Origin of the sequence: Gemmobacter serpentinus, assembly GCF_008973825.1 — a bacterium.
Lineage (GTDB): Bacteria > Pseudomonadota > Alphaproteobacteria > Rhodobacterales > Rhodobacteraceae > Gemmobacter > Gemmobacter serpentinus.
On sequence record NZ_WCHR01000005.1, the window covers coordinates 62,437 to 83,110 of the forward strand.

General features: G+C 64.1%; 20 protein-coding genes. 13 read left to right on the forward strand and 7 right to left on the reverse strand.

The genetic code is table 11. The features are described 5' to 3' along the window. Window positions 1-11: 11 nt before the first annotated feature. Together GBJ34_RS02625 and GBJ34_RS20440 are read left to right on the forward strand one after the other, a co-directional pair. A complete protein-coding gene (locus GBJ34_RS02625; RefSeq protein ID WP_226341020.1) occupies window positions 12-725 on the forward strand; it encodes a DUF3108 domain-containing protein in 714 nt (237 codons plus the stop codon). A 2-nt stretch (window positions 726-727) separates the two neighbouring features. Beyond that, window positions 728-895: a hypothetical protein gene (locus GBJ34_RS20440; RefSeq protein ID WP_192931088.1), complete on the forward strand. Its 168-nt coding sequence runs from the start codon at window positions 728-730 to the stop codon at window positions 893-895. A 114-nt stretch (window positions 896-1,009) separates the two neighbouring features. On the opposite strand, the gene GBJ34_RS02630 is transcribed toward GBJ34_RS20440, so the two are convergent. Then, window positions 1,010-2,593 carry a bifunctional metallophosphatase/5'-nucleotidase gene (locus GBJ34_RS02630; protein ID WP_151717703.1) on the reverse strand — a complete coding sequence of 528 codons (1,584 nt, stop codon included), beginning with the start codon at window positions 2,591-2,593 and terminating at the stop codon, window positions 1,010-1,012. A gap of 172 nt (window positions 2,594-2,765) precedes the next feature. On the opposite strand from GBJ34_RS02630, the gene GBJ34_RS02635 reads away from it, so the two are divergent. Beyond that, window positions 2,766-3,104: a DUF952 domain-containing protein gene (locus tag GBJ34_RS02635; RefSeq protein ID WP_151717704.1), complete on the forward strand. Its 339-nt coding sequence runs from the start codon at window positions 2,766-2,768 to the stop codon at window positions 3,102-3,104. Further along, on the forward strand, window positions 3,101-4,162 hold the full coding sequence (locus GBJ34_RS02640) for a quinone-dependent dihydroorotate dehydrogenase (protein ID WP_151717705.1): 1,062 nt from the start codon (window positions 3,101-3,103) through the stop codon (window positions 4,160-4,162). Before GBJ34_RS02635 ends, GBJ34_RS02640 begins: the two co-directional genes overlap by 4 nt. A 47-nt stretch (window positions 4,163-4,209) precedes the next feature. Here GBJ34_RS02640 and GBJ34_RS02645 read toward each other — a convergent pair whose 3' ends face one another. After that, entirely contained in the window at window positions 4,210-4,764 is a 555-nt protein-coding gene (locus GBJ34_RS02645) for a YqgE/AlgH family protein (RefSeq protein WP_151717706.1), read from the reverse strand. A 189-nt stretch (window positions 4,765-4,953) separates the two neighbouring features. Here GBJ34_RS02645 and GBJ34_RS02650 point away from each other — a divergent pair, with 189 nt between their 5' ends. Continuing rightward, the gene (locus GBJ34_RS02650) at window positions 4,954-5,763 is read left to right on the forward strand and encodes a protein-disulfide reductase DsbD domain-containing protein (protein ID WP_151717707.1); all 810 of its coding nucleotides are present in this window, start codon (window positions 4,954-4,956) and stop codon (window positions 5,761-5,763) included. Window positions 5,764-5,787: 24 nt separating this feature from the next. Here GBJ34_RS02650 and coaBC read toward each other — a convergent pair whose 3' ends face one another. Continuing rightward, on the reverse strand, window positions 5,788-6,984 hold the full coding sequence (gene coaBC, locus GBJ34_RS02655; RefSeq protein ID WP_151717708.1) for a bifunctional phosphopantothenoylcysteine decarboxylase/phosphopantothenate--cysteine ligase CoaBC: 1,197 nt from the start codon (window positions 6,982-6,984) through the stop codon (window positions 5,788-5,790). A 134-nt stretch (window positions 6,985-7,118) separates the two neighbouring features. On the opposite strand from coaBC, the gene cobU reads away from it, so the two are divergent. The 4 genes from cobU to GBJ34_RS02675 all read left to right on the forward strand — a co-directional run bounded on the left by cobU (window position 7,119) and on the right by GBJ34_RS02675 (window position 10,800). Continuing rightward, a complete protein-coding gene (gene cobU / locus GBJ34_RS02660) occupies window positions 7,119-7,694 on the forward strand; it encodes a bifunctional adenosylcobinamide kinase/adenosylcobinamide-phosphate guanylyltransferase (RefSeq protein ID WP_151717709.1) in 576 nt (191 codons plus the stop codon). Then, the gene (locus tag GBJ34_RS02665; protein ID WP_404811391.1) at window positions 7,688-8,260 is read left to right on the forward strand and encodes a histidine phosphatase family protein; all 573 of its coding nucleotides are present in this window, start codon (window positions 7,688-7,690) and stop codon (window positions 8,258-8,260) included. Before cobU ends, GBJ34_RS02665 begins: the two co-directional genes overlap by 7 nt. 75 nt (window positions 8,261-8,335) lie before the next feature. Beyond that, on the forward strand, window positions 8,336-9,208 hold the full coding sequence (locus tag GBJ34_RS02670; protein WP_151717710.1) for a glutathione S-transferase: 873 nt from the start codon (window positions 8,336-8,338) through the stop codon (window positions 9,206-9,208). Between the two features lie 68 nt (window positions 9,209-9,276). Further along, a complete protein-coding gene (locus GBJ34_RS02675) occupies window positions 9,277-10,800 on the forward strand; it encodes a YifB family Mg chelatase-like AAA ATPase (protein ID WP_151717711.1) in 1,524 nt (507 codons plus the stop codon). Here the strand turns inward: GBJ34_RS02675 and gshB are convergent. The 3 genes from gshB to rsmI are packed head-to-tail and all read right to left on the reverse strand — an operon-like array spanning window position 10,775 to window position 13,016. Next, window positions 10,775-11,719, reverse strand: coding sequence for a glutathione synthase (gene gshB, locus GBJ34_RS02680; protein ID WP_151717712.1), 945 nt, complete (start codon window positions 11,717-11,719; stop codon window positions 10,775-10,777). The genes GBJ34_RS02675 and gshB overlap by 26 nt on opposite strands. Window positions 11,720-11,773: 54 nt before the next feature. Further along, on the reverse strand, window positions 11,774-12,136 hold the full coding sequence (locus tag GBJ34_RS02685; protein ID WP_151717713.1) for a YraN family protein: 363 nt from the start codon (window positions 12,134-12,136) through the stop codon (window positions 11,774-11,776). Then, window positions 12,105-13,016, reverse strand: coding sequence for a 16S rRNA (cytidine(1402)-2'-O)-methyltransferase (gene rsmI, locus GBJ34_RS02690; RefSeq protein ID WP_151717714.1), 912 nt, complete (start codon window positions 13,014-13,016; stop codon window positions 12,105-12,107). Before rsmI ends, GBJ34_RS02685 begins: the two co-directional genes overlap by 32 nt. A gap of 93 nt (window positions 13,017-13,109) precedes the next feature. Here rsmI and GBJ34_RS02695 point away from each other — a divergent pair, with 93 nt between their 5' ends. The 3 genes from GBJ34_RS02695 to murJ are packed head-to-tail and all read left to right on the forward strand — an operon-like array spanning window position 13,110 to window position 18,648. After that, window positions 13,110-14,300: a penicillin-binding protein activator gene (locus GBJ34_RS02695; RefSeq protein WP_151717715.1), complete on the forward strand. Its 1,191-nt coding sequence runs from the start codon at window positions 13,110-13,112 to the stop codon at window positions 14,298-14,300. A gap of 54 nt (window positions 14,301-14,354) precedes the next feature. Further along, window positions 14,355-17,090, forward strand: a complete 2,736-nt coding sequence (locus GBJ34_RS02700) for a [protein-PII] uridylyltransferase (RefSeq protein ID WP_151717968.1) — start codon at window positions 14,355-14,357, stop codon at window positions 17,088-17,090. Between the two features lie 7 nt (window positions 17,091-17,097). Then, a complete protein-coding gene (gene murJ / locus GBJ34_RS02705; RefSeq protein ID WP_151717716.1) occupies window positions 17,098-18,648 on the forward strand; it encodes a murein biosynthesis integral membrane protein MurJ in 1,551 nt (516 codons plus the stop codon). Between the two features lie 210 nt (window positions 18,649-18,858). Here the strand turns inward: murJ and trpS are convergent, their stop codons facing one another. Next, entirely contained in the window at window positions 18,859-19,896 is a 1,038-nt protein-coding gene (gene trpS, locus GBJ34_RS02710; RefSeq protein WP_151717717.1) for a tryptophan--tRNA ligase, read from the reverse strand. 76 nt (window positions 19,897-19,972) lie between these two features. Here trpS and GBJ34_RS02715 point away from each other — a divergent pair, with 76 nt between their 5' ends. Further along, window positions 19,973-20,659: a rhomboid family intramembrane serine protease gene (locus GBJ34_RS02715; RefSeq protein ID WP_151717718.1), complete on the forward strand. Its 687-nt coding sequence runs from the start codon at window positions 19,973-19,975 to the stop codon at window positions 20,657-20,659. Window positions 20,660-20,674: the final 15 nt, after the last annotated feature.

The window sequence follows — 20,674 nt, forward strand, 5'->3', positions numbered from 1 at the left end:
GAGTGCGGGTGATGCGGGCAAGACGTTGGATCATGGCAGGGATGCTGGCAGCCCTGACAGCGGGGGCCGCGCAGGCCGAGGATGGGCGTTTCACGCTGGTTCTCAAGGGGATATCGGCCGGCACGCTGAGCTGGAGCGGCGACGGCGCGCCCGGTGGGGCCTATGCGGTGCGCGGCGTGCTGAAAACCTCGGGCCTTGCCGCGCTGCTGAAAAAGGTGCGCTATGATGCCACCGCCAAAGGCAGCATCACCGCGAAGGGCACCTATGTGGCATCGAGCTATGCCGAGGATGCCAATACCGGCAAGCGGCAGTCGAAATCCTCGATGACCTGGCAAAAAGGCGTGCCGAGCGTGCAGGAATCGTCTGAGCGCGAGCCGAAACCCTGGGATATCGACCCGGCGGGGCAAAAGGGCACGGTGGATCCGCTGACCGCGATGTTTGCCACGCTGCGCGATGTGGCACCGGGGCAGGAATGCAAGGTCAACCTGAACATGTTTGACGGGCGGCGCGCCAGCAAGCTGATCCTGTCGGGCCGGGCTGAAAAGGCGGGCAAGGTTACCTGCAACGGCGAATATCGCCGGGTCGCCGGCTTTTCGCCCAAGGATATGTCAGAAAAGACCCGTTTCCCCTTCACGGTGAGCTATGAACCGGCGGGCGGCATGATGCGGGTGGTTGAGGTCGCCATGGACACCATCTATGGCAAGGCAAGACTGGTACGGGATTGAACATGGATTACAGCAAATCGGGCGGCACCGGCGGTGCCAAGAAGGCCCCCACCAAGCATCGCGAACACAATCAAAAGGGCAACAAGGCAAACCCTTTCGGCTCAAAGGATGACAAGGCCACACTGCTGGCCCGGCTGAAAGCCGCCTCCGAGGCCAAGAAGCAGGGCTGATCTGCGCCCCGGCGCAGGCCGGGCCCGGGCCGGATCACAGCCCCGAATGAACAAGGCCCCAATGAACAAGGCCCGGCGCATCCGCACCGGGCCTTTTCGCTTCTGGGATCGCCCTTACTTGCGGGTGATGCGCCCATCGGTGAAGGGCGTATAGGGCGCGTTCTGCATCAGATACTCCGCCGTCACATCGGCCAGATCAGGCCCGAAATCATAGGGATTTGCGGCATTGATGAACATCTTGTAGCCATCGCCACCGCCCCGGACATAATTGTTCGACACCGCCAGATAGGACTTTGCCGGGTCCAGCGGCACGAAGGCATCGCCTTCTTGCACCAGCACATCAGAGATGCGGCTGCCCACCGGCGCCGCCGGATCAAAGCTGTATTTCATGCCGGCAACCTGCGGGAAGCGGCCACCGCCATCCTCAAGCTGGCTCACCCCGTTTTCCAGCGCCTGTTGGACCATCTCGCCGGTCACGGTGAAAGTGGACAGCGTGTTCTGGAACGGCAGCACCGTCAGCACCTCGCCCATGGTCACCGGCCCCGCATCGATCCCGGCCCGCAAACCGCCGCCATTGGTGATCGCGATCTGCGCGCCCTGCGCCTTCACCCGATCCAGCATCGCCTCAGCCACGAGATTGCCCATGGCACATTCCCCGGCGCGGCAGGTCTCGCGCGTGCCGTCGATGGCCGCGGTGGTCTCTGCCACAACCTTGGTCTTCAGCTCCTCGATAGGACCGGCCAGTTCCTTGACCTTGGCCTCAAGCACCGGATCGGGGGTAACGGATTGATCCAGCAGGACCGGCGCGCCCTTGGCCTCTTTCAAGACGCCCGCATCATCGAAGGTCAGTTCCAGATGGCCGAGATATTTGGAATAGGCATAGGCCGTCACCACCGGCACCGCACCGACCATGGTCGGATAAGGGCCAACCGCCTTTTCATCGGTATTGGACAACAACGTGTGGGAATGGCCCCCGACAATCGCATCAATCCCCGGCACCTCTGCCGCGATCTGCTGGTCACGATTATAGCCCACATGGGTCAGCGCGATGATCTTGGTGACGCCCGCCGCCTCCAGTTCCGCAACATCACCCTTCAGGCTGTCGATATCGTCATGAAAGATCACGCTTGCACCGGGGGAAGAGGTTTCCGGCGTATCAGTCGCCAAAGCCGAGACGATGCCGATCTTTTCGCCGCCCACCTCAAGGATCGTGTGTTTCTTCACCCGGCCCGCCAGAAGGTTGTTCTGGCTGACATCCAGATTGCCCGACAGGATCTGCGTCTTGGCCTTGTCCAAGAACGGCAACACGCCTTCGGGGCCATTGTCAAACTCATGATTGCCAAGCGCCATCGCGTCAAACGCAATCGCCGACATGAACTCCGCCTCGGCCACGCCGCGATAGGTGGTGAACATCAGGCTGCCTTGCGACTGGTCGCCCGCATCCAGCACGATGACATTGCCGCCCGCGGCCTTGATCCCGTCGCGCAATTCGTCAATCTTGGCCTTGACCCGCGCCACGCCACCGAAGCAGCCATCCTCGGCCGCGTCCTTTTCGGTGCAGGTGCTGTCGAATTTGTTCACCGGCTCGATCCGGCTGTGAAAATCGTTGATATGCAGCACATGCAGGGTGTAATCGGCCTGCGCGCTGCCCGCGCCAAGCGCAAGCACCGCTGCGGAAAGAAGAAATTTCGCTGACATAAACGTCTCCATTCTAGACTGACTGGCTCAGACTGGCGGTGTTCGCGCGGCCAGTCAAAGCCCGAGACCCGCAGATTGGCGGCTTCTGGTCACACGGGCGTGACAATCGGCACCTTTCCGCCGCCTGCGCCCAAGGATTGACCTTTGCGCTTGAGTGCGGCAGGAAGGCCACATGCTGATTTACAAGATCCTCCGCCGCCCCGAATGGGATGAATTTCGCGCCGCGGGCAGAACCCTTGGTGCGCCGATCGATCTTGCAGACGGCTATATCCATTTCTCGACCGCAGCGCAGGTGGCCGAAACTGCCGCCAAATGGTTCAGCACGGAAAGCGATCTGGTGCTTCTGGCGGTGCGAACCGAAGGGCTTGGCCCCGATCTGAAATGGGAACCCTCGCGCGGGGGGGCGCTGTTTCCGCATCTTTACCGGGCGCTGGATCTGCGGGACGTGCTTTGGGACAAATCGCTGCCTCTGGGCATATCCGGCCATATCTTTCCCGAAGGTGTCATTTGAGCCTGCTTGAGACCATCGGCCTGCGCGCCCTGCACCGCTGCGACCCGGAGCGCGCCCATGCCCTGTCGCTGACCGCGCTGCGCGCGGGGCTTGTGCCGCTGCCGGGCGTCATCACTTCGCCCCGGCTGGAGACCCGGCTTGCCGGGATGGTGCTGCCCAACCCGGTCGGGCTGGCGGCGGGCTATGACAAGAATGCCGTGGCGCTGGCACCGCTGCTGCGCTCGGGCTTCGGGTTTCTGGAGGTCGGTGCCGCCACCCCGCGCCCGCAACCCGGCAATGCCAAGCCGCGGCTGTTTCGCCTGACCGAAGATCGCGCCGCGATCAACCGTTTCGGCTTCAACAATGAAGGGGCCTGCGCCCTGTCGCCGCGCCTGGCGCTGCGCCCGAAATCGCCGGTGCCGGTGGGGCTGAATCTTGGTGCCAACAAGGACAGCAGCGACCGCGCCGCCGATTTCGTCGAGGTTCTGGCAACCTGCGGACCGCATATCGATTTCGCCACGGTCAATGTCAGCTCGCCCAATACCGAGAAGCTGCGCGATCTGCAGGGACGTGCGGCGCTGTCAGCCCTGCTGTCGGGCGTGATGGAAACGCGGGCGCAATTGGAACGTCCGATCCCGATTTTCCTGAAGATCGCCCCGGATCTGGCCCCGGAGGAAATCGCCGATGTTGCCGAGGTGGCGCTGACCTCGGGCATTGACGGGATCATTGCAACCAACACGACGCTTTCGCGCGAAGGTTTGAAATCTGCACATAAGGCGCAGGCGGGCGGGCTTTCGGGCGCGCCATTGTTCGAAAAATCTACCCGCGTGTTGGCACAACTGTCCAAGCTGACCGAGGGCAAGCTGCCGCTTGTGGGGGTTGGCGGGGTCTCCAGCCCTGAACAGGCCTGGGAAAAGATCCGCGCCGGTGCCACAGCCGTGCAGGTTTATACTGCCATGGTCTATGAGGGCCTGTCGCTGGCCGCACGCCTGGCCCGCGGCGTGGATGCCATTGCCGCGCGCGAGGGATTTGCCCGGATCAGCGATGCGGTGGGCACAGGGCGCGACCGCTGGCTTTGAGCCCCGCCAAGCCGTGACAGGCCATTGCCCCGTTCAGCTTTCGGCCTTCAGGCCCGACCGGCCGCAGATGACAGCAGCAACGGATCAATTCCCATCCCGCGCAGGGCCATCGCCCATTTGCCACCATCGTCAGGACTGAACACCAATCCCACCGGCGGCACCGCAGTCAGCCAATCATTGCGGGCAATCTCGTCCTCAAGCTGCCCGGGTCCCCATCCGGCATATCCAAGCGCCAGCAGCGCCTCGCGCGGGCCGCCGCCCTGCGCCAGCTCTTGCAGAATGTCGAGCGTTGCGGTCATCGCAAGCCCGCCCGCGACCGCCATCGTGCCCACCTCGGCATGATAATCGTTGGAATGCAGAACGAAGCCGCGCCCGCGCTCTACCGGGCCGCCAAAATGCACCCGGATATCGCGGCCCTGCGGCGCAAGCGGGATCGACAGATGATCCAGAAGTTCTGGAAAATCCAGATCCTGCGAGGGTTTGTTCAGAATCAACCCCATCGCCCCATCCGCGCCATGGGCGCAGATCAGGATCACGCTTTTCTCAAAGCGCGGATCGCCAAGCCCCGGCATCGCAATCAGGATCGAACCATTGAGATCCATCAAACCCTCTCTTTCCCGCAAAATATGGCCCTTGCGCCGCGCAGCCTCAACCCTTGTCATGGCTGCTCACGCATATGCGATGCCGCGCGAGACCGGTCGTTGCGCCCCAGAGGGCACAGCAAGGCCCGCTCGCGGCGGCTTCGCCGGAATGTGATTTCCCTCAGGCACGGGCCTGAATATGGTGGCCCCATGACACATACCGCCCCCGCCCTTTCCTGCCTCATGCTGGCCGCTACGGTTTGCGCCGCCTCGGCACAGGTCTTGCATCAGGAAGATATCCTGCGCGCAGAGTTGCGCCCGGGCTGGCGGATGGCGGATGGACGGCAGATGGCCGCGCTTCATCTGCAACTTGCCCCCGACTGGAAGACCTATTGGCGCAACCCCGGGGATGCGGGCCTTCCGCCAGAGTTTGACTGGTCGCGATCGCGCAATGCGGCTTCGGTCAAGGTGCATTGGCCGCGCCCGGAAGTGTTTGATTTTCAAGGGATGCAAACCATCGGCTATCGCCATGAGGTGGTGCTGCCGGTCGAGGTCACACCGCTTGATCCGGCGGCACAGGTTACGCTTGAGGCCGATATTGCCTTGGGTGTGTGCAACGATATCTGTATGCCGGCCCATCTGGCTCTGGCCGCCGCGCTGCCGCGGGCCGAAGCCCCCGACCCCGCCATTGCCGCGGCCCTTGCGGCCGGGCCGATGGACGCCGCAAGCGCGGGATTGAGCGGGCTGCGCTGCAGCATCACCCCGATCAGCGACGGGTTGCGCGTCAGCGCGACGATGACGCTGCCGGCGGGTCCCGGCCCCGAAACCGTGGTGATGGAGCCCGCCGACCCGGTCTGGGTGTCGGATGCAATCATCGCGCGCGTGGGGGACCAGCTGGAGGCCAGCGCCGATCTGGTGCCCGGCCCCGGCAAGACCTATGCCCTGCGCGCAGACGCGCTGCGCCTGACCGTGCTCGGCCAGGGCCGCGCGATCGAGGTCATCGGCTGCCCGGTGGAATAGGGCTACCCGGTGGAATAGGCAGGTTCAGCCGATCTCGGCTGCAATCCGCGCGGCCAGACGACGCGCCACCGCATCCTTGCCCATGCGCGGCCAAGCCTCGGCACCTGCTTGCGTAATCAGCACCACGGCATTCTCGGAACCGCCCATGACCCCGGTCGCGGGGCTCACATCATTGGCCAGGATCCAGTCGCAGCCCTTGCGCGCACGCTTGGCAGTCGCGTGCTCCACCACCGTCTCGGTCTCGGCGGCAAAGCCCACCACCAGCCTTGGCCGCCCCGCCTTCATGCGCGACACCGTCGCCAGAATGTCGGGGTTCTCCGCAAATTCCAGCGCAGGGGCCCGGCCGGATCCGTCTTTCTTCATCTTTTGCCCCGCCGCATTGGCAATACGCCAATCGGCAACGGCCGCAGCAAAGACCGCCGCATCGGCGGGCAATGCGGCTTGCACCGCTGCCGCCATCTGCTGCGCCGTCTCCACCCGGATCACGGTCACGCCTTCCGGCGGCGGCACCGTAGCCGGACCGCTGACAAAGCTGACCCGCGCGCCAAGATCCCGCAGCGCCGCCGCAATCGCTGTGCCCTGCGCGCCCGAGGAACGGTTGGCGATATAGCGCACCGGATCGATCGGCTCATGCGTCGGGCCAGAGGTCACCAGAACATGCCGCCCCTGCAGCGGCCCCACCGCAAGGGCCGCCTCGATCGCGGCCAGAATCTCCGCAGGTTCCGCCATACGGCCGGGCCCAAACTCGCCACATGCCATGGAGCCGTCATTCGGGCCGACAAGACGCAGCCCGTCGGCCTGCAACTGTGTCAGATTGCGTTGCGTCGCGGGATGCGTCCACATCCTCACATTCATCGCAGGTGCCAGCAGCACCGGCGTATCGGTTGCCACCAGCAGCGTCGAGGCCAGGTCATCCGCCCGCCCTTGCGCCGCCTTGGCGATGAAATCGGCAGTGGCCGGGGCCACGACGATCAGATCGGCGCTGCGGCTCAACTGGATATGGCCGATCTCGGCCTCGGTCGTCAGATCGAACAGATCCTGATGCACCCGCTCCCCCGCAAGGGCGGAGACCGAGAGCGGAGTGACAAATTCAGCGCCTGCGCGGGTCAGCACCGGGGTCACCGCAGCACCCCGGTCGCGCAGTCGCCGGATCAGTTCCAGCGATTTATAGGCCGCGATGCCGCCGCCGATCATCAGAAGAACGCGCTTGCCTGACAGCATCGAAACCTCCAGCCGTTGTGCTAGCTGTAGGCGGCGACGCGGAGAAACTCAACCTCGGTGCCGGGCCAGGATGGGCTTGGCGCGCCTGACCGCACCCGATATCACCACCGCACCCCGAATGACGCGAGGCCCTGATGCCGCAAACCCCGTCCCCCCCTTTCGTCAAGCTTGACGCAAACAACGTTCGGCTGCCGAAACTGTCTCTCGTCCTGGGCGGCGCGCGATCCGGCAAGTCGCGACATGCCGAGGCATTGGCCCGCGCCAGCCAGCGCCCGAAGGTCTATATCGCCACTGCCGCGCCCTGGGATGACGAAATGCGCGCCCGCATTGCGCAACACCAACGGGATCGCGGCACTGACTGGCGCAATCTGGAAGCCCCCCGCGATCTGCCCGTCGCTTTGGCCTCCGTCACCGCCGATGAGGTGGTTCTGATCGATTGCGCCACGCTCTGGCTCAGCAATCTCATGCTGGCCGAGGCGGATTTGCCTGCGGAGATTGCGGCGCTGACCAGGGCCCTTGCCGCCTGCCCGGCCCCGGTCATCCTTGTCAGCAACGAGGTTGGCTGGAGCATCGTGCCCGACAACGCGCTCGCCCGCCGCTTTCGCGATGAACAGGGCCGCCTGAATCAACATCTGGCAGTCGAGGCCGGTTTGGTGCTGGCCGTGATGGCCGGACTGCCCCTTGTCCTGAAGGGGCAGATGCCATGCTGACCCGATATTGGTGGCTGCGCCATGGCCCCACCCATCAGAGCACGATTTGCGGTTGGCGCGATGTGCCCGCCGATCTGTCTGACCACGCAGCACTTGCGCGGCTGCGCGCCTTCCTGCCCATGGCACCCGTCATTTCCTCCGATCTGCTGCGCGCGCGCCAAACCGCTGATGCCATCGCCGGGGCTCGTCCGCGCCGATCACCGGATGCAGACCTGCGGGAGTTCAATTTTGGCCTCTGGGATGGCCAGCCCCACCAGCAAATTGCCGCCACCGATCCCGAGCTCTCCCGCCGATACTGGGAGGAACCGGGCGATATTGCGCCGCCCGGGGGAGAAAGCTGGAATGCCGCCGCCGCCCGCGTGGATCGGGCGATCAGCCGTCTTGACGCACTCAGGCTGCCCGACATCATCGTAGTGGCCCATTTCGGCGTCATTCTGACACGGCTGCAACAAAGCCTTGCCACCGACGCCAAAACCGTTCTGGCGCAAAAGATCGATCCGCTTTCGGTCACTTGCCTGACGCGTGACACCAGCATAGCGCCACGCTGGATCAATCACAGACCCTGATGTTTTTCCGCACAAATCAGTGTTTCCGCTCCTTTCCGGGGATTGCTAGCCTGTGACAAATCTCAGGAGCCCCGCATGTCCTATATCCTTGCCACCGGCGATCGTGCCTATTCCAGCTGGTCCCTCCGTGGCTGGTTGCTGTTCGATGCCTTCCAGATCCCGGTCACCCTGCGCACGGCCCGGCTCTATACCGAAGCATTGCCCGAACTCCTTAAGGATTTCTTTCCGGCAAAGACCGTGCCGGCACTTTTGCTGCCCGATGGTCTCGCCATCGGCGAAAGTCTGGCGATTGCCGAGGAACTGGCGAGCCGGCACCCCGATTCCGGCCTCTGGCCCGCGGCGCCACGCGCGCGCGCAACAGCGCGCATGTTGACCTCCGAAATGCATGCGGGCTTCACCGCATTGCGCGGGTATTGTCCGATGAATCTGCGGGTCAGCTATGTTGACTGTGCGCCGCCGCCCGAGGTGCGGGCTGATCTCGCCCGGCTGGAGACGATCTGGGCATGGGCGCGCGACGCCAGCGGCAGCACAGGCCCTTGGCTTTGTGGCGACTATTCGGTGGCGGATGTGTTCTTTGCACCCGTTGCCGCCCGAATCGCGGGCTACAATCTGCCCGTCGGCCCCGATGCTGCCGCCTATGTTGCCGCGCATCTGGCCCATCCATCGTTTCGCCGCTGGCGCGCGATGGCGCAAGTTGATGGTGCGGATCAGGATTTCTACCGCCGTGACTGGCAACAACGCGAATGGCCCGGGCCGAAACCACGGGCGGCTCAGGCGGTGACCGGCAGCGATTCGATCAACGCCGCGTGCCCCTACTCCGGCAAGCCGGTGACCCATGTCCTGGCGTTGGAGGGCCGCCGCTGGGGCTTTTGCAACACGTTCTGTCGCGACAAGACGGTGGCAGACCCGGAAGCCTGGCCGCGCTTCATGGCGATGATCGCGGGCTGAGCCAGGGCCAGTTAACCAATCTTAAACCAATCCACCCTAGCCCTTTCCTGAAGATGAACGGGGCTGGCATGATCGGCAGAACTTTCACCGTCGCATTTGAAGGGGTCGAGGCCCGCATGGTGGAGGTGCAATGTGCGCTCTCTGCGGGCCTGCCATCATTCTCGGTGGTGGGCCTGCCCGACAAGGCGGTGACCGAGGCGAAGGAACGGGTGCGCGCAGCCCTCGCCGCCATGTCGATTGCGCTGCCTTCGCGCCGCATCACCGTCAACCTTTCGCCCGCCGATCTGCCGAAGGAAGGCTCACATTTCGACTTGCCCATCGCGCTGGCGCTGCTGGCCGCATTGGATATCGTTCCGCAGGACGAAATCGAGGCGATTGTATCGCTTGGCGAACTTTCGCTGGACGGACGACTGGTTCAGGTGATCGGCGCGCTACCCGCGGCGGTCGCCGCCGCCGAAGAGAACAGGGCCCTTGTCTGCCCCGAAACCTGTGGCGCTGAAGCTGCATGGGTTGGCGCCACGCAAGTGATTGGCATCTCGTCTCTTTCTCAGGCGGTGCGGCATTTCACCGGGCAAACCGTGATCGCGCCCGCGCAAGCCGGCGAGGTCTTGCCCGCAAGGCACGACAAGGACCTGCGCGACGTCAAAGGGCAAGAGCGTGCAAAGCGCGCCATGGAAATTGCCGCAGCCGGGCGACATCACCTGCTGCTGGTCGGCACGCCGGGCTCTGGCAAGTCGATGCTTGCCGCGCGCCTCCCCGGCATCTTGCCGCCGCTCTCCGCGGCGGAAGCCCTGGAAACGTCCATGGTGCATTCGCTCGCCGGGCTTTTGTCCGAAGGGGGGATTTCACGCGACCGCCCGTTTCGCGAGCCCCATCATACCGCCTCGCGGGCGGCGATGGTCGGCGGCGGCAAGGGTGCAAAACCCGGCGAGATCAGCCTTGCGCATAATGGTGTGCTGTTCCTGGATGAATTGCCGGAGTTTTCCCAATCCGTTCTCGAGACCCTGCGGCAGCCCATTGAAACCGGCAGTATCTCTGTTGCGCGGGCCAACGCGCATATCCGCTATCCGAGCCGTTTCTTGTTGGTCGCTGCCGCGAATCCCTGTCGCTGTGGCTATATGACGGACCCGGCTCGCGCTTGCGCCCGGGTGCCGGGATGCGGCGACGACTATCTAGGCCGCGTTTCCGGCCCGCTGATGGACCGCTTCGATCTGCGCATCGACGTGCCGCCTGTGGCCTTCACCGACCTGGACCTTCCTGCCTCTGGCGATAGCAGCGCCGACATCGCACGGCGTGTTGCCAGAGCCCGGGCCATTCAGGACCGAAGATTTGCGGCGCATCCTGAAATGCGGGTCAATGCCGATATGGAAGGCCAGGTGCTGGAGGAAATCGCCAGCCCCGACAGGGAGGGGCGAGCGCTGCTGTTGCGGGTTGCCGAACGCTTCGGCCTCTCTGCCCGCGCCTATCACCGGGTCCTGCGCGTTGCGCGCACCATCGCGGATCTGGCGGAATCCGAGATCCTGCGCAGCCCACATATTGCCGAGGCAGTCAGCTATCGCCTGGCGCTTACCGCGCCCGCTTCGCCTCGATGACTTCCCATATCCGGGCAGCGGTGTTGGTCCCGTCAAAACGCTCCAACTCCTGAATGCCGGTGGGTGAGGTCACGTTGATCTCGGTCAGCCAATCACCAATCACGTCGATGCCAACGAAGATCTGCCCTTTCTCTTTGAGGACCGGGCCGATGATGCGACAGATTTCCAGATCGCGTTCGGTCAGCCCGATCTTTTCCGGACGGCCACCGACATGCATATTCGAACGGGTCTCTCCGGCCTGCGGCACACGGTTGATGGCCCCGACCGGCTCACCATCGACCAGAATCACCCGCTTGTCGCCTTTGGCCACGGCGGGCAGGAACTTCTGCACAATCATCGGTTCGCGGCTCATCGAGGTGAACAACTCGTAAAGCGAGGACAGGTTGCGATCATTCTCGTCGAGGCGGAACACCCCCGCCCCGCCATTGCCGTAAAGCGGCTTGAGGATGATATCGCCATGGCGGGCCTTGAACGCGCGGATGGTGTCCAGATCCCGGGCGATGGCGGTCGGTGGCGTCAGATCGGGGAAACCCAGCACCAGCAGCTTTTCCGGGCTGTTGCGCACCCAGAACGGATCATTCACCACCAAGGTCTTCGGGTGGATCATATCGAGCAGATGCGTCGTGGTGATATAGCCCATGTCGAAAGGCGGGTCCTGGCGCAGCCAGACCACGTCGAAATCGGCGAGATCAACCTCGGCCTCCGGCCCATAGCTCACATGATTGCCAGTCTCGTGCCGCAGCGTAATGGGAAAGCCCCGCGCCGTCACCCGGCCTTCGACAAAGGCGAGCTTGTCCGGCGTGTAGAAAAACAGCTCATGCCCGCGCAGTTGCGCCTCGAGCGCGATCCGGAACGTGCTGTCTGCATTGATATTGACCGACCCGATCGGGTCCATCTGCAAGGCCACCTTGAGGCGCATGGGATATCCTCCTGCTGTCCTCCCCTTCCTGCCCGACCAGGCGCGGGGATGCAATCAGGCGGCGAAGGCGTTTTCGAGAATCTCGATCTCTCCGGCACCGTTGACCAGCGCCACGTCAAATCGGACAGGCGTCAGCTGTCCCAGCGGTTCACCCGCCAGAAAGGCGCTGGCGGAGCGATAGATACGCCCCATCTGTTGTGCAGACAGATGTTGCGCGGCCTCGGCATGGGTCCGGCTGGCCTTCACCTCGATGAAGATGATTTCGGCCCCGTCGCGTGCAACCAGATCAATCTCGCCCGCCGGCCCACGCCAGCGCCGAGCAATGATCTGCCGCCCCGCCCGCGCATAGATACGTTCTACGGCGCCTTCCGCCGCCCGGCCCGCCTCATAGGCCAGCCTTCCCGTCTCCTGCCGCATCCGCCTCTCCCGCCATGTGCTCTGACAGCGTCAGAGCGCGTTGATATACATCCCGCTTCGGCACACCAAATGCCCCGGCGATCATTGCCGCCGCCTCCTTCACACGATGCGCCTTCAGCGCCTGCCGCAGCGCAAGATCAATCTCGTCCTCCCCTGCAACCTGCGCGGGCGCACGGTCGACCAACAGAACCAGTTCCCCCTTCACCTCACGATCCGCCAGCATCCCGATCAAATCCTGCAGGGTGCCATGCAGGTTTTCCTCGAATCGTTTGGTCAGTTCGCGGCAGAGCGTCATCTTCCGCGTCCCTTCCACAAATTGCCCCAATTCATCTAACAAACGGTGAATGCGTTTCGGGCTTTCATAAAGAATCACCGTGGCATCCGCGCGGGCGATGCCCTCCAGGAAGCTCTGCCTTGCGCCACCTGAAGATGGGGGAAAGCCCACGAACAGGAAGCGGTCCGAGGGCAGACCAGACACCATCAGCGCGGCCAAGGCCGCCGAGGGGCCGGGCGCTGCACGCACGGTCAGCCCATGGGCGATGGCATCGCGCGCAAGCTGATAGCCCGGGTCGGAGACCAGCGGCGTGCCCGCCTCGGAAGCATAGGCCACCGATTTGCCCTCCGCCAGCGCGGCCAGCAGGCGCGGTCCGGCCTGAGCGCCATTATGGTCGTGATAGGCGACAAGCGGCCGATTGCCCAAGGGAATGCCGTGGATCTCCATCAGATGGCGCAGGGTGCGGGTGTCTTCCGCCGCCAGCACATCGGCGGAGGCCAGGATATCCAGCGCCCGCAAGGTGATATCCCGGGCAGCCCCGATGGGCGTTGCGATCAGGTGCAGCCCGGGTTCCAGCCGCACCACCATATGTCCGGTTCCGCCCATGGTGTTTTTCCCCCTGCCTGTCGCGTTTACTTCGCTCCCCTTGCCGCGTATTCTCCGACGGATTGCCCGCCGACCTTGAGTGAGGAACCCCTAATGTTCGCCGTTTTCGCCAAGGCCCGCAAGTCGCTGGCCAATTTGCGCTTCGGGCGCGTCGCCGCCGCCTTTGGTGCCCTTGCTCTGTCTGCCTGTGTTCCGGCCGCCGGCCCCTCCGGGGGAGGCACCAAGCTGGGCGCGGGCGAGGCCGTTCAGGTTGCGCTGCTCGTGCCCTCGGGCTCGGGCCAGGCCAGTGACGAACTTTTGGCACGCGGCCTGCAAAACGCGGCCCGCCTTGCCATCTCCGATCTGGGCGGCAGCCGCATCGATCTGCGGGTCTATCCGACGGCGGGCAACCCGGCACAGGCGCAGTCGCAGGCGGTCAAGGCCGTGTCCGAGGGGGCAAAGATCGTGCTGGGCCCGGTTTACGCGCATGAGGCTAACGCCGTTGGCGTGGCGCTGGCAGGTCAGGGCATCAATGTCCTGTCCTTCTCGAACAATACCGAGATCGCGGGCGGCAATGTCTTCGTGCTCGGGCCGACCTTCCAGAACACCGCAGACCGTCTGGCACGTTATGCGGTGCGTCAGGGCAAGGGCCGTGTCATGATCGTGCATGACCAGAATCTTGCAGGCCAGTTGGGCAGCAATGCCATGCAGCGCGCCTTGACCGCCAATGGCGGTCAGGTTGCCGGGGTGCAAAGCTATGAGGTTTCGCAAAACGGCATTATCGCTGCCGCGCCTGGTATTGCGGCCGCAGCCCGCAACGCCAATGCGCAGGCCGTGTTGTTGACGGCAACCACCGACGCCGCCCTGCCGCTGATCACCCAGTTGCTGCGCGACAACGGCCTGACGCCGCCTTCCACCGCCTTCATCGGCCTGACCCGCTGGGATATTCCATCGGCCACGCTGGCCCTGCCCGGTGTGCAGGGCGGCTGGTTCGCCATGCCTGACCCTGCCCTGTTCCAGCAGTTCCAGTCGCGCTATCAGGCCGCCTATGGCGAACCGCCGCATCCGATTTCCGGCCTTGCCTATGACGGGATCGCCGCCATCGGCGCGCTGATGAAGCGCGGCAATGCGCCGCTGTCCACCGCCTCGCTGACGCAAGGCTCGGGCTTTGTCGGCGTGAACGGTATCTTCCGCCTGCGGCCCGATGGCACCAATGAGCGCGGTCTGGCCGTGGCCACCATCCAGAACAACCAGCTTTCCATCCTCGATCCCGCGCCGCGCAGCTTCAGCGGCGCCGGGTTCTGAGCCGGATAACAGGAGCAAGGCGTGCTGCATCGCGCTGCGATCTCTTCACAGGACATGTTGCTGCCGGGGGTCGAGATCATCGACCCCCGTGCCGTTTATGCCACCATCCTTGCCGCCATCGCCTCCGAACCGGATGCGCGCAATGGCCGCGCCATCGCGGTGCGCGAGCTGGCCCGCGCCCGGTCGGAGGCCACGGCGGCGCTGACCGAGGCCTTTTCCGAGCGCCCGCTGGAGGCGCGTGCGCTGACCCGCGCGCAAAGTTATCTGACCGATGGGCTGGTCACCGTCACCTTCGACCTTGCGCGCCAGCATTTTCACCCGCTGGCCAATCCGACCGAGGCCGAGCGCCTGTCGGTGCTGGCGGTGGGTGGTTATGGCCGGGCCGAGATGGCACCATTTTCCGATGTGGATCTGCTGTTCCTGACACCATGGAAGATCACGCCCTGGGCCGAAAGCGTGATCGAGACCATGCTTTATATGCTGTGGGATCTGAAGCTGAAGGTCGGGCACAGCTCGCGCACCATCCCCGATTGCGTCCGCCTGGCGCGCGAGGACATCACCATCCGCACCGCCCTGCTGGAAAGCCGCTTCATCGCCGGTGAGGTCGCGATTGCCCGCGATATGGATGACACGCTCTGGACCGAACTGTTCCGCGGCAGCGGATCGGAATTTATCGAGGCCAAGCTGAAGGAACGCGCCGACCGGCACAAACGACAGGGCGGCCAACGCTATGTGCTGGAACCCAATGTGAAGGAAGGCAAAGGCGGCCTGCGCGATCTGCAGACGCTCTATTGGATCGGCAAATACCTGCACCGGGTGAATGATCCGGCGGGGCTGGTCACGGCGGGCCTGTTCACGCAGGAGGAATTCGCGACCTTCAACCGGGCCGAGAACTTTCTTTGGGCGGTGCGCTGCCATCTGCACTACATCTGCAAACGTGCCATGGACCAGCTGACCTTCGACCTTCAGGTCGAGGTGGCGGCGCGCATGGGCTATCACGACAGCGGCGGTCGCCGCGCGGTCGAGGTCTTCATGCAGGATTATTTCCGCCACGCCACCCGCGTGGGAGAGCTGACACGGGTCTTCTTGACCCAGCTCGAGGCCCGCCATGCCAAGCCCGAGGCCAGCCTGATCGGCATGTTCCGCCGCAAGAAGAAGGTGCTGCCCGGCTTCAAGGTGGTGCAGGGCCGGATCGACGTCGCAGATCCCCGCAAGTTCCTGTCCGACAAGCTGAACCTGCTGCGGGTCTTTGAAGAGGCGCTGCGCACCGGCTATCTGCTGCACCCCAATGTGATGCGGCTGGTCGCGGCCAATCTGCATCTGATCGATGACGACATGCGCGAAGACCCCGAGGCGCAACGCATCTTCCTTGATCTGCTGCTGAAACACGGCAACCCGGAACGCTCGCTGCGGCGGATGAACGAGTTGGGAATGTTGGGCAGCTTCATCCCGGAATTTGAGCCCATCGTCGCGATGATGCAGTTCAACGTCTATCACCATTACACGGTGGACGAACATATCATCCAATGCGTCTCCACCCTCGCCCAGATCGAACGGGGCGAGTTGATCGAGGAATTGCCGCTGACCTCCGGCATCCTTGAGGCGGGTGTAAACCGCCGGGTGCTTTATGTGGCGCTGCTGCTGCATGATATCGGCAAGGGGCGGCCCGAGGACCATTCGATCCTTGGCGCGCAGATCTCTCGCCGGGTGGCCCCCCGCCTTGGCCTGAATGACGACGAAAGCGAGACGGTCGAATGGCTGATCCGCTATCATCTTCTGATGTCCGACATGGCGCAAAAGCGCGATATCGGCGATCCACGCACCGTGCGCGACTTTGCCAAGGCGGTGAAGACCAAGAAGCGGCTTGATCTGCTGACGGCCCTGACGGTCTGCGACATTCGTGGTGTGGGCCCGGGCACCTGGAACAACTGGAAGGCACAGCTGATCCGCCAGCTTTACCATTTCACCGCCGAGGCGCTGGAAAACGGGCTGGAAAACGTCAACCGCGAGCGGCGCGAGAATGAAGCCAAGCGGATGCTGCGCGAGACCTTGGCCGATTGGGATCCGAAGGATCTGCGCACCGAACTTTCCCGTCACTACGCGCCCTATTGGCAAGGGTTGATGACCGAAACGCAGGCGACCTTCGCGCGCCTGCTGCGCGATCTGCGCGATGACGAGATCCGCATCGACCTGCATCCCGATCCGGCGCGCGATGCGACGCGGGCCTGTTTCGCGCTGGCCGATCACCCCGGCATCTTCTCGCGGCTTGCCGGGGCCCTGGCACTGGTCGGTGCCAATGTGGTCGATGCCCGCACCTATACCTCCAAGGATGGGTATGCCACGGCGGTATTCTGGGTGCAGGATGCGGATGGCCACCCCTATGAAGTGTCGAAACTGCCGCGCCTGCAGCAGATGATCGACAAGACGCTGCGCGGCGAGGTGAAACCGCGTCAGGCCCTGGCCGACCGCGACAAGGTGAAAAAGCGCGAGCGCGAGTTCCGCTTTCCCACCCATATCGCCTTCGACAATGAAGGGTCCGAGATCTACACCATTGTCGAGGTCGATACCCGCGACCGGCCCGGCCTGCTTTACGATCTGACCCGGACGCTGGCGGCGAATAATATTTACATCGCCAGTGCGGTGATCGCGACCTATGGCGCGCAGGTGGTCGATGCCTTCTATGTGAAGGACATGTTCGGCTTGAAACTGCACACCAAATCGCGGCAGGACGCGCTGGAGAAAAAGCTGCGTCAGGCGATCACCGAAGGCACGGAACGCGCGCAGTCCTGAGGGCGAGATGAGCAGAAACCTGATCCGCAATGTCGTCACCCTGGGCGGCTGGACCCTGCTGTCGCGCGGGGCGGGCTTCGCGCGCGACATGATGATGGCTTCCTATCTGGGCGCAGGCCCCGTGGCGGATGCCTTCAACGTGGCGTTTTCTCTGCCCAATATGTTCCGCCGCTTCTTTGCCGAGGGCGCGTTCAATCAGGCCTTCGTGCCGCTTTACGCCAAGAAGCTGGAAGCGGGCGAGGATGCCCGTGATTTTGCGCAGGATGCGTTTTCGGGTCTGGCCAGCGTGCTGATCGTCTTCACCCTGATCGGCACCATTGCCATGCCATGGCTGGTCTGGGCCATGGCCTCGGGCTTTGTGGGCGATGCCCGCTTTGATCTGGCGGTGGAATATGGCCGCATCACCTTTGTCTATATCTTCTTCATCTCGCTCTTTGCGCTGCTGTCGGGCGTGTTGAACGCGCATGGCCGCTTTGCCGAGGCGGGCTTTGTGCCGGTGCTCTTGAACCTGATCTTCATCGCCGCCATGGCACTGGCGGGCTGGCGGGGCTGGGATATGGGGTTGACGCTGGCCTGGACCGTGCCGGTCACCGGCGTGGCGCAACTGGCCTGGACATGGTGGGCAGCAAGCCATGCGGGCTTTGCGCCCCGCCTGCGCCTGCCGCGTTTCACCCCCGATCTGCGGCGGCTGATGGTCATCGCAGGCCCCGCGCTTCTGGCCGGGGGCGTGGTGCAGATCAACCTGATCGTCTCGCGGCAGGTCGCATCGGGCACCACCGGCGCGATTTCATGGCTGTCCTATGCCGACCGGCTGTATCAACTGCCGCTGGGCGTGGTGGGCATCGCCATCGGCACCGCGCTGCTGCCCGAACTGTCCCGGCGCCTGCGCGCGGGCGACAGCCTGGGCGGGCGCGAGGCACTGAACCGCGGCACCGAATTTGCCCTGGCGCTGACCCTGCCCGCCGCCTTTGCGCTGGTGGTCATCGCGATGCCACTGGTGCAGGTGCTGTTCCAGCGCGGTGCCTTCGGCCCCGATGACACCGCCAATACCGCGCTGGCATTGGCGATCTATGGCATGGGCCTGCCCGCATTCGTGCTGCACAAGGTGCTGCAACCGCTTTACTACGCGCGTGAGGATACGCGCAGCCCGTTCCGCTTTGCCGTCTGGTCGATGGTGATCAATGCAGGCTTTGCCATCGGCATGATGCCGGTGATCGGCTTTGCCGCCGCAGCACTCGCCACCACCGTCTCCGCCTGGATCATGGTCTGGCAGTTGTGGCGCGGCGCACGCAAGATGGATGAGGCCGCGCATTTCGACACGCGGCTGAAATCGCGTTTCTGGCGCATCCTTGTCGCCTGTCTGGCCATGTCTGCGGTGCTTTGGGCCCTGACCGTGGCGCTTGGCCCCGCACTTGACGCCGCGCGCTGGCGCTGGCTGGCCCTGACCGGGCTCGTCTTCGGCGGGATCTTTGCCTATTTCTCTAGCGGCACACTGATCGGCGCCTTCCGCCTGTCAGAGTTCAAATCTGCCATGCGCCGTGGGCCACCTGCCGCCTGAGGCCGTCTCTGGCAAAGAAAAAACCCGATCCGGGAGGGGCTCCGGACCGGGGTATCGCTCTTTCGCCACTGCACGAAGAAGTCTTGGGGACAGGATTGCGTCAGCGGCGACAGCTATCAGCTAACCGATAAATGCGAAGATTCGGTGACATCCTGCTCTTGTCGCCCCAAGACAGGCGGGGCCAATGATGCGGCCCCTGCCCTTCTTTCGTCACCGCGACCGGATCAGACCCATGATCTGCTGCGCTTCCGCAAGGATCGGCTGCGCGATGGCGGCGGCGCGATTGGCACCGTCACCCAGAATGCGGTCGATCTCGCCCGGGTCCGCCATCAGACGGTTCATCTCGGCGGTGATCGGTGCGAGCTTTTCCACCGCCAGCTCTGCCAGACGCGGCTTGAAGCTGCCGAACTGGGCACCGGCGAACTCGGTCACCACGGCCTCGGGCGTCTGGCCGGACAGGGCTGCGAAGATGTTCACCAGATTGCGCGCCTCGGGGCGGTCCTTCAGCCCGTCCAGGCTTTCGGGCAGCGGCTCGGCATCGGTCTTGGCCTTGCGAATCTTGGCGGCGATGGTGTCGGCATCATCGGTCAGATTGATGCGGCTTTGATCTGAAGGGTCGGATTTCGACATCTTCTTCGATCCGTCCCGCAGGCTCATCACCTTGGTCGCGGCCCCTTCGATCAGCGGCTCGGTCACCGGGAAGAACGGCACCTTGTAATCATGGTTGAACTTGATCGCGATATCGCGGGTCAGTTCAAGATGCTGCTTCTGATCCTCGCCCACCGGCACATGCGTGGCCTTATAGGCCAGAATATCGGCAGCCATCAGCGACGGATATGCCAGCAGGCCAAGGCTGGAATTTTCGGCATTCTTGCCGGATTTGTCCTTGAACTGCGTCATGCGATACATCCAGCCGATGCGCGCCACGCAGTTGAACAGCCATGCAAGCTCTGCATGTGCCGTCACCTGGCTCTGATTGAACAGGATGGAGCGCGACGGATCGACGCCCGATGCAATGAAGGCCGCCGCGATCTCGCGGGTCTGGCGCCGCAGCGCCTCGGGGTCTTGCCAGACGGTGATGGCGTGCAGGTCGACGACGCAATAGATCGTCTCTGCGCCCTTGTTCTGGATCTCGGCAAAGCGTTTCAGCGCGCCAAGGTAATTCCCCAGCGTCATCCCCCCCGAGGGTTGGATCCCCGAGAAGATGCGGGTGGGAAAGGTCTGAGGCGTTTGGACCGGCTCGGACATGGATGTCTCCGTCTGGAAAAGGGTGGAGCTTCGGCTTACCTTCCGCCCGAAGCACCGTCAATGAAACGAGCCCCCGATGCACCCTGACCAGAACGTCTCTCCGCTCAATCCGCTGCCGCCTGTGGTCTGGCTGCTGGCGCTGCCCATCATCGCGATGGAGGCGGTGCTGGCCTTGGGCGCGGCCGGGCTGGTTGGCGATCCAAGCGCGGTCGGCTGGCGGCTGGATGCGGTGCAGCGTTTCGCGGTGGCCCCCGAACTGACCCGCTGGATGTTTGAGAACCGGGTCTGGCCGCTGGAGGGGCTGATGCGGTTCGTGACCTATCCCTTCGTGCAGGGATCGACCACGCAGGCGATTTTCGTCGTGGTGATCCTGCTGGCCCTTGGCAAGATCGTGGGCGAGGTCTTCCGCTGGTGGGCGGTGCTGGCGGTGTTCTTCCTGTCCTCCATCGTGGCGGCGGTGGGCTTTTCCGCCCTGCCCTTCATCGAGGTGCCGCTGTTTGGTGGCTACCCGGGCAATTACGGGCTGATCGGGGCCTTTACCTGGCTGATGTGGACACGGCTGCGCGGATCGGGGTCGATGCAATATCGCGCCTTCACCATGATCGCCTTCCTGATGGGGGTGCAGCTGCTGTTCGGGCTGCTGTTCGGCACCGGCCCGTGGTGGATCGCGGAACTGATCGGGTTTCTGACCGGCTTCGCGCTCAGCTTTCTGGTCAGCCCCGGCGGCCTGCGCCACCTGATCGCGCAGATGCGCAGCCGCTGACACCACCCCACGCAT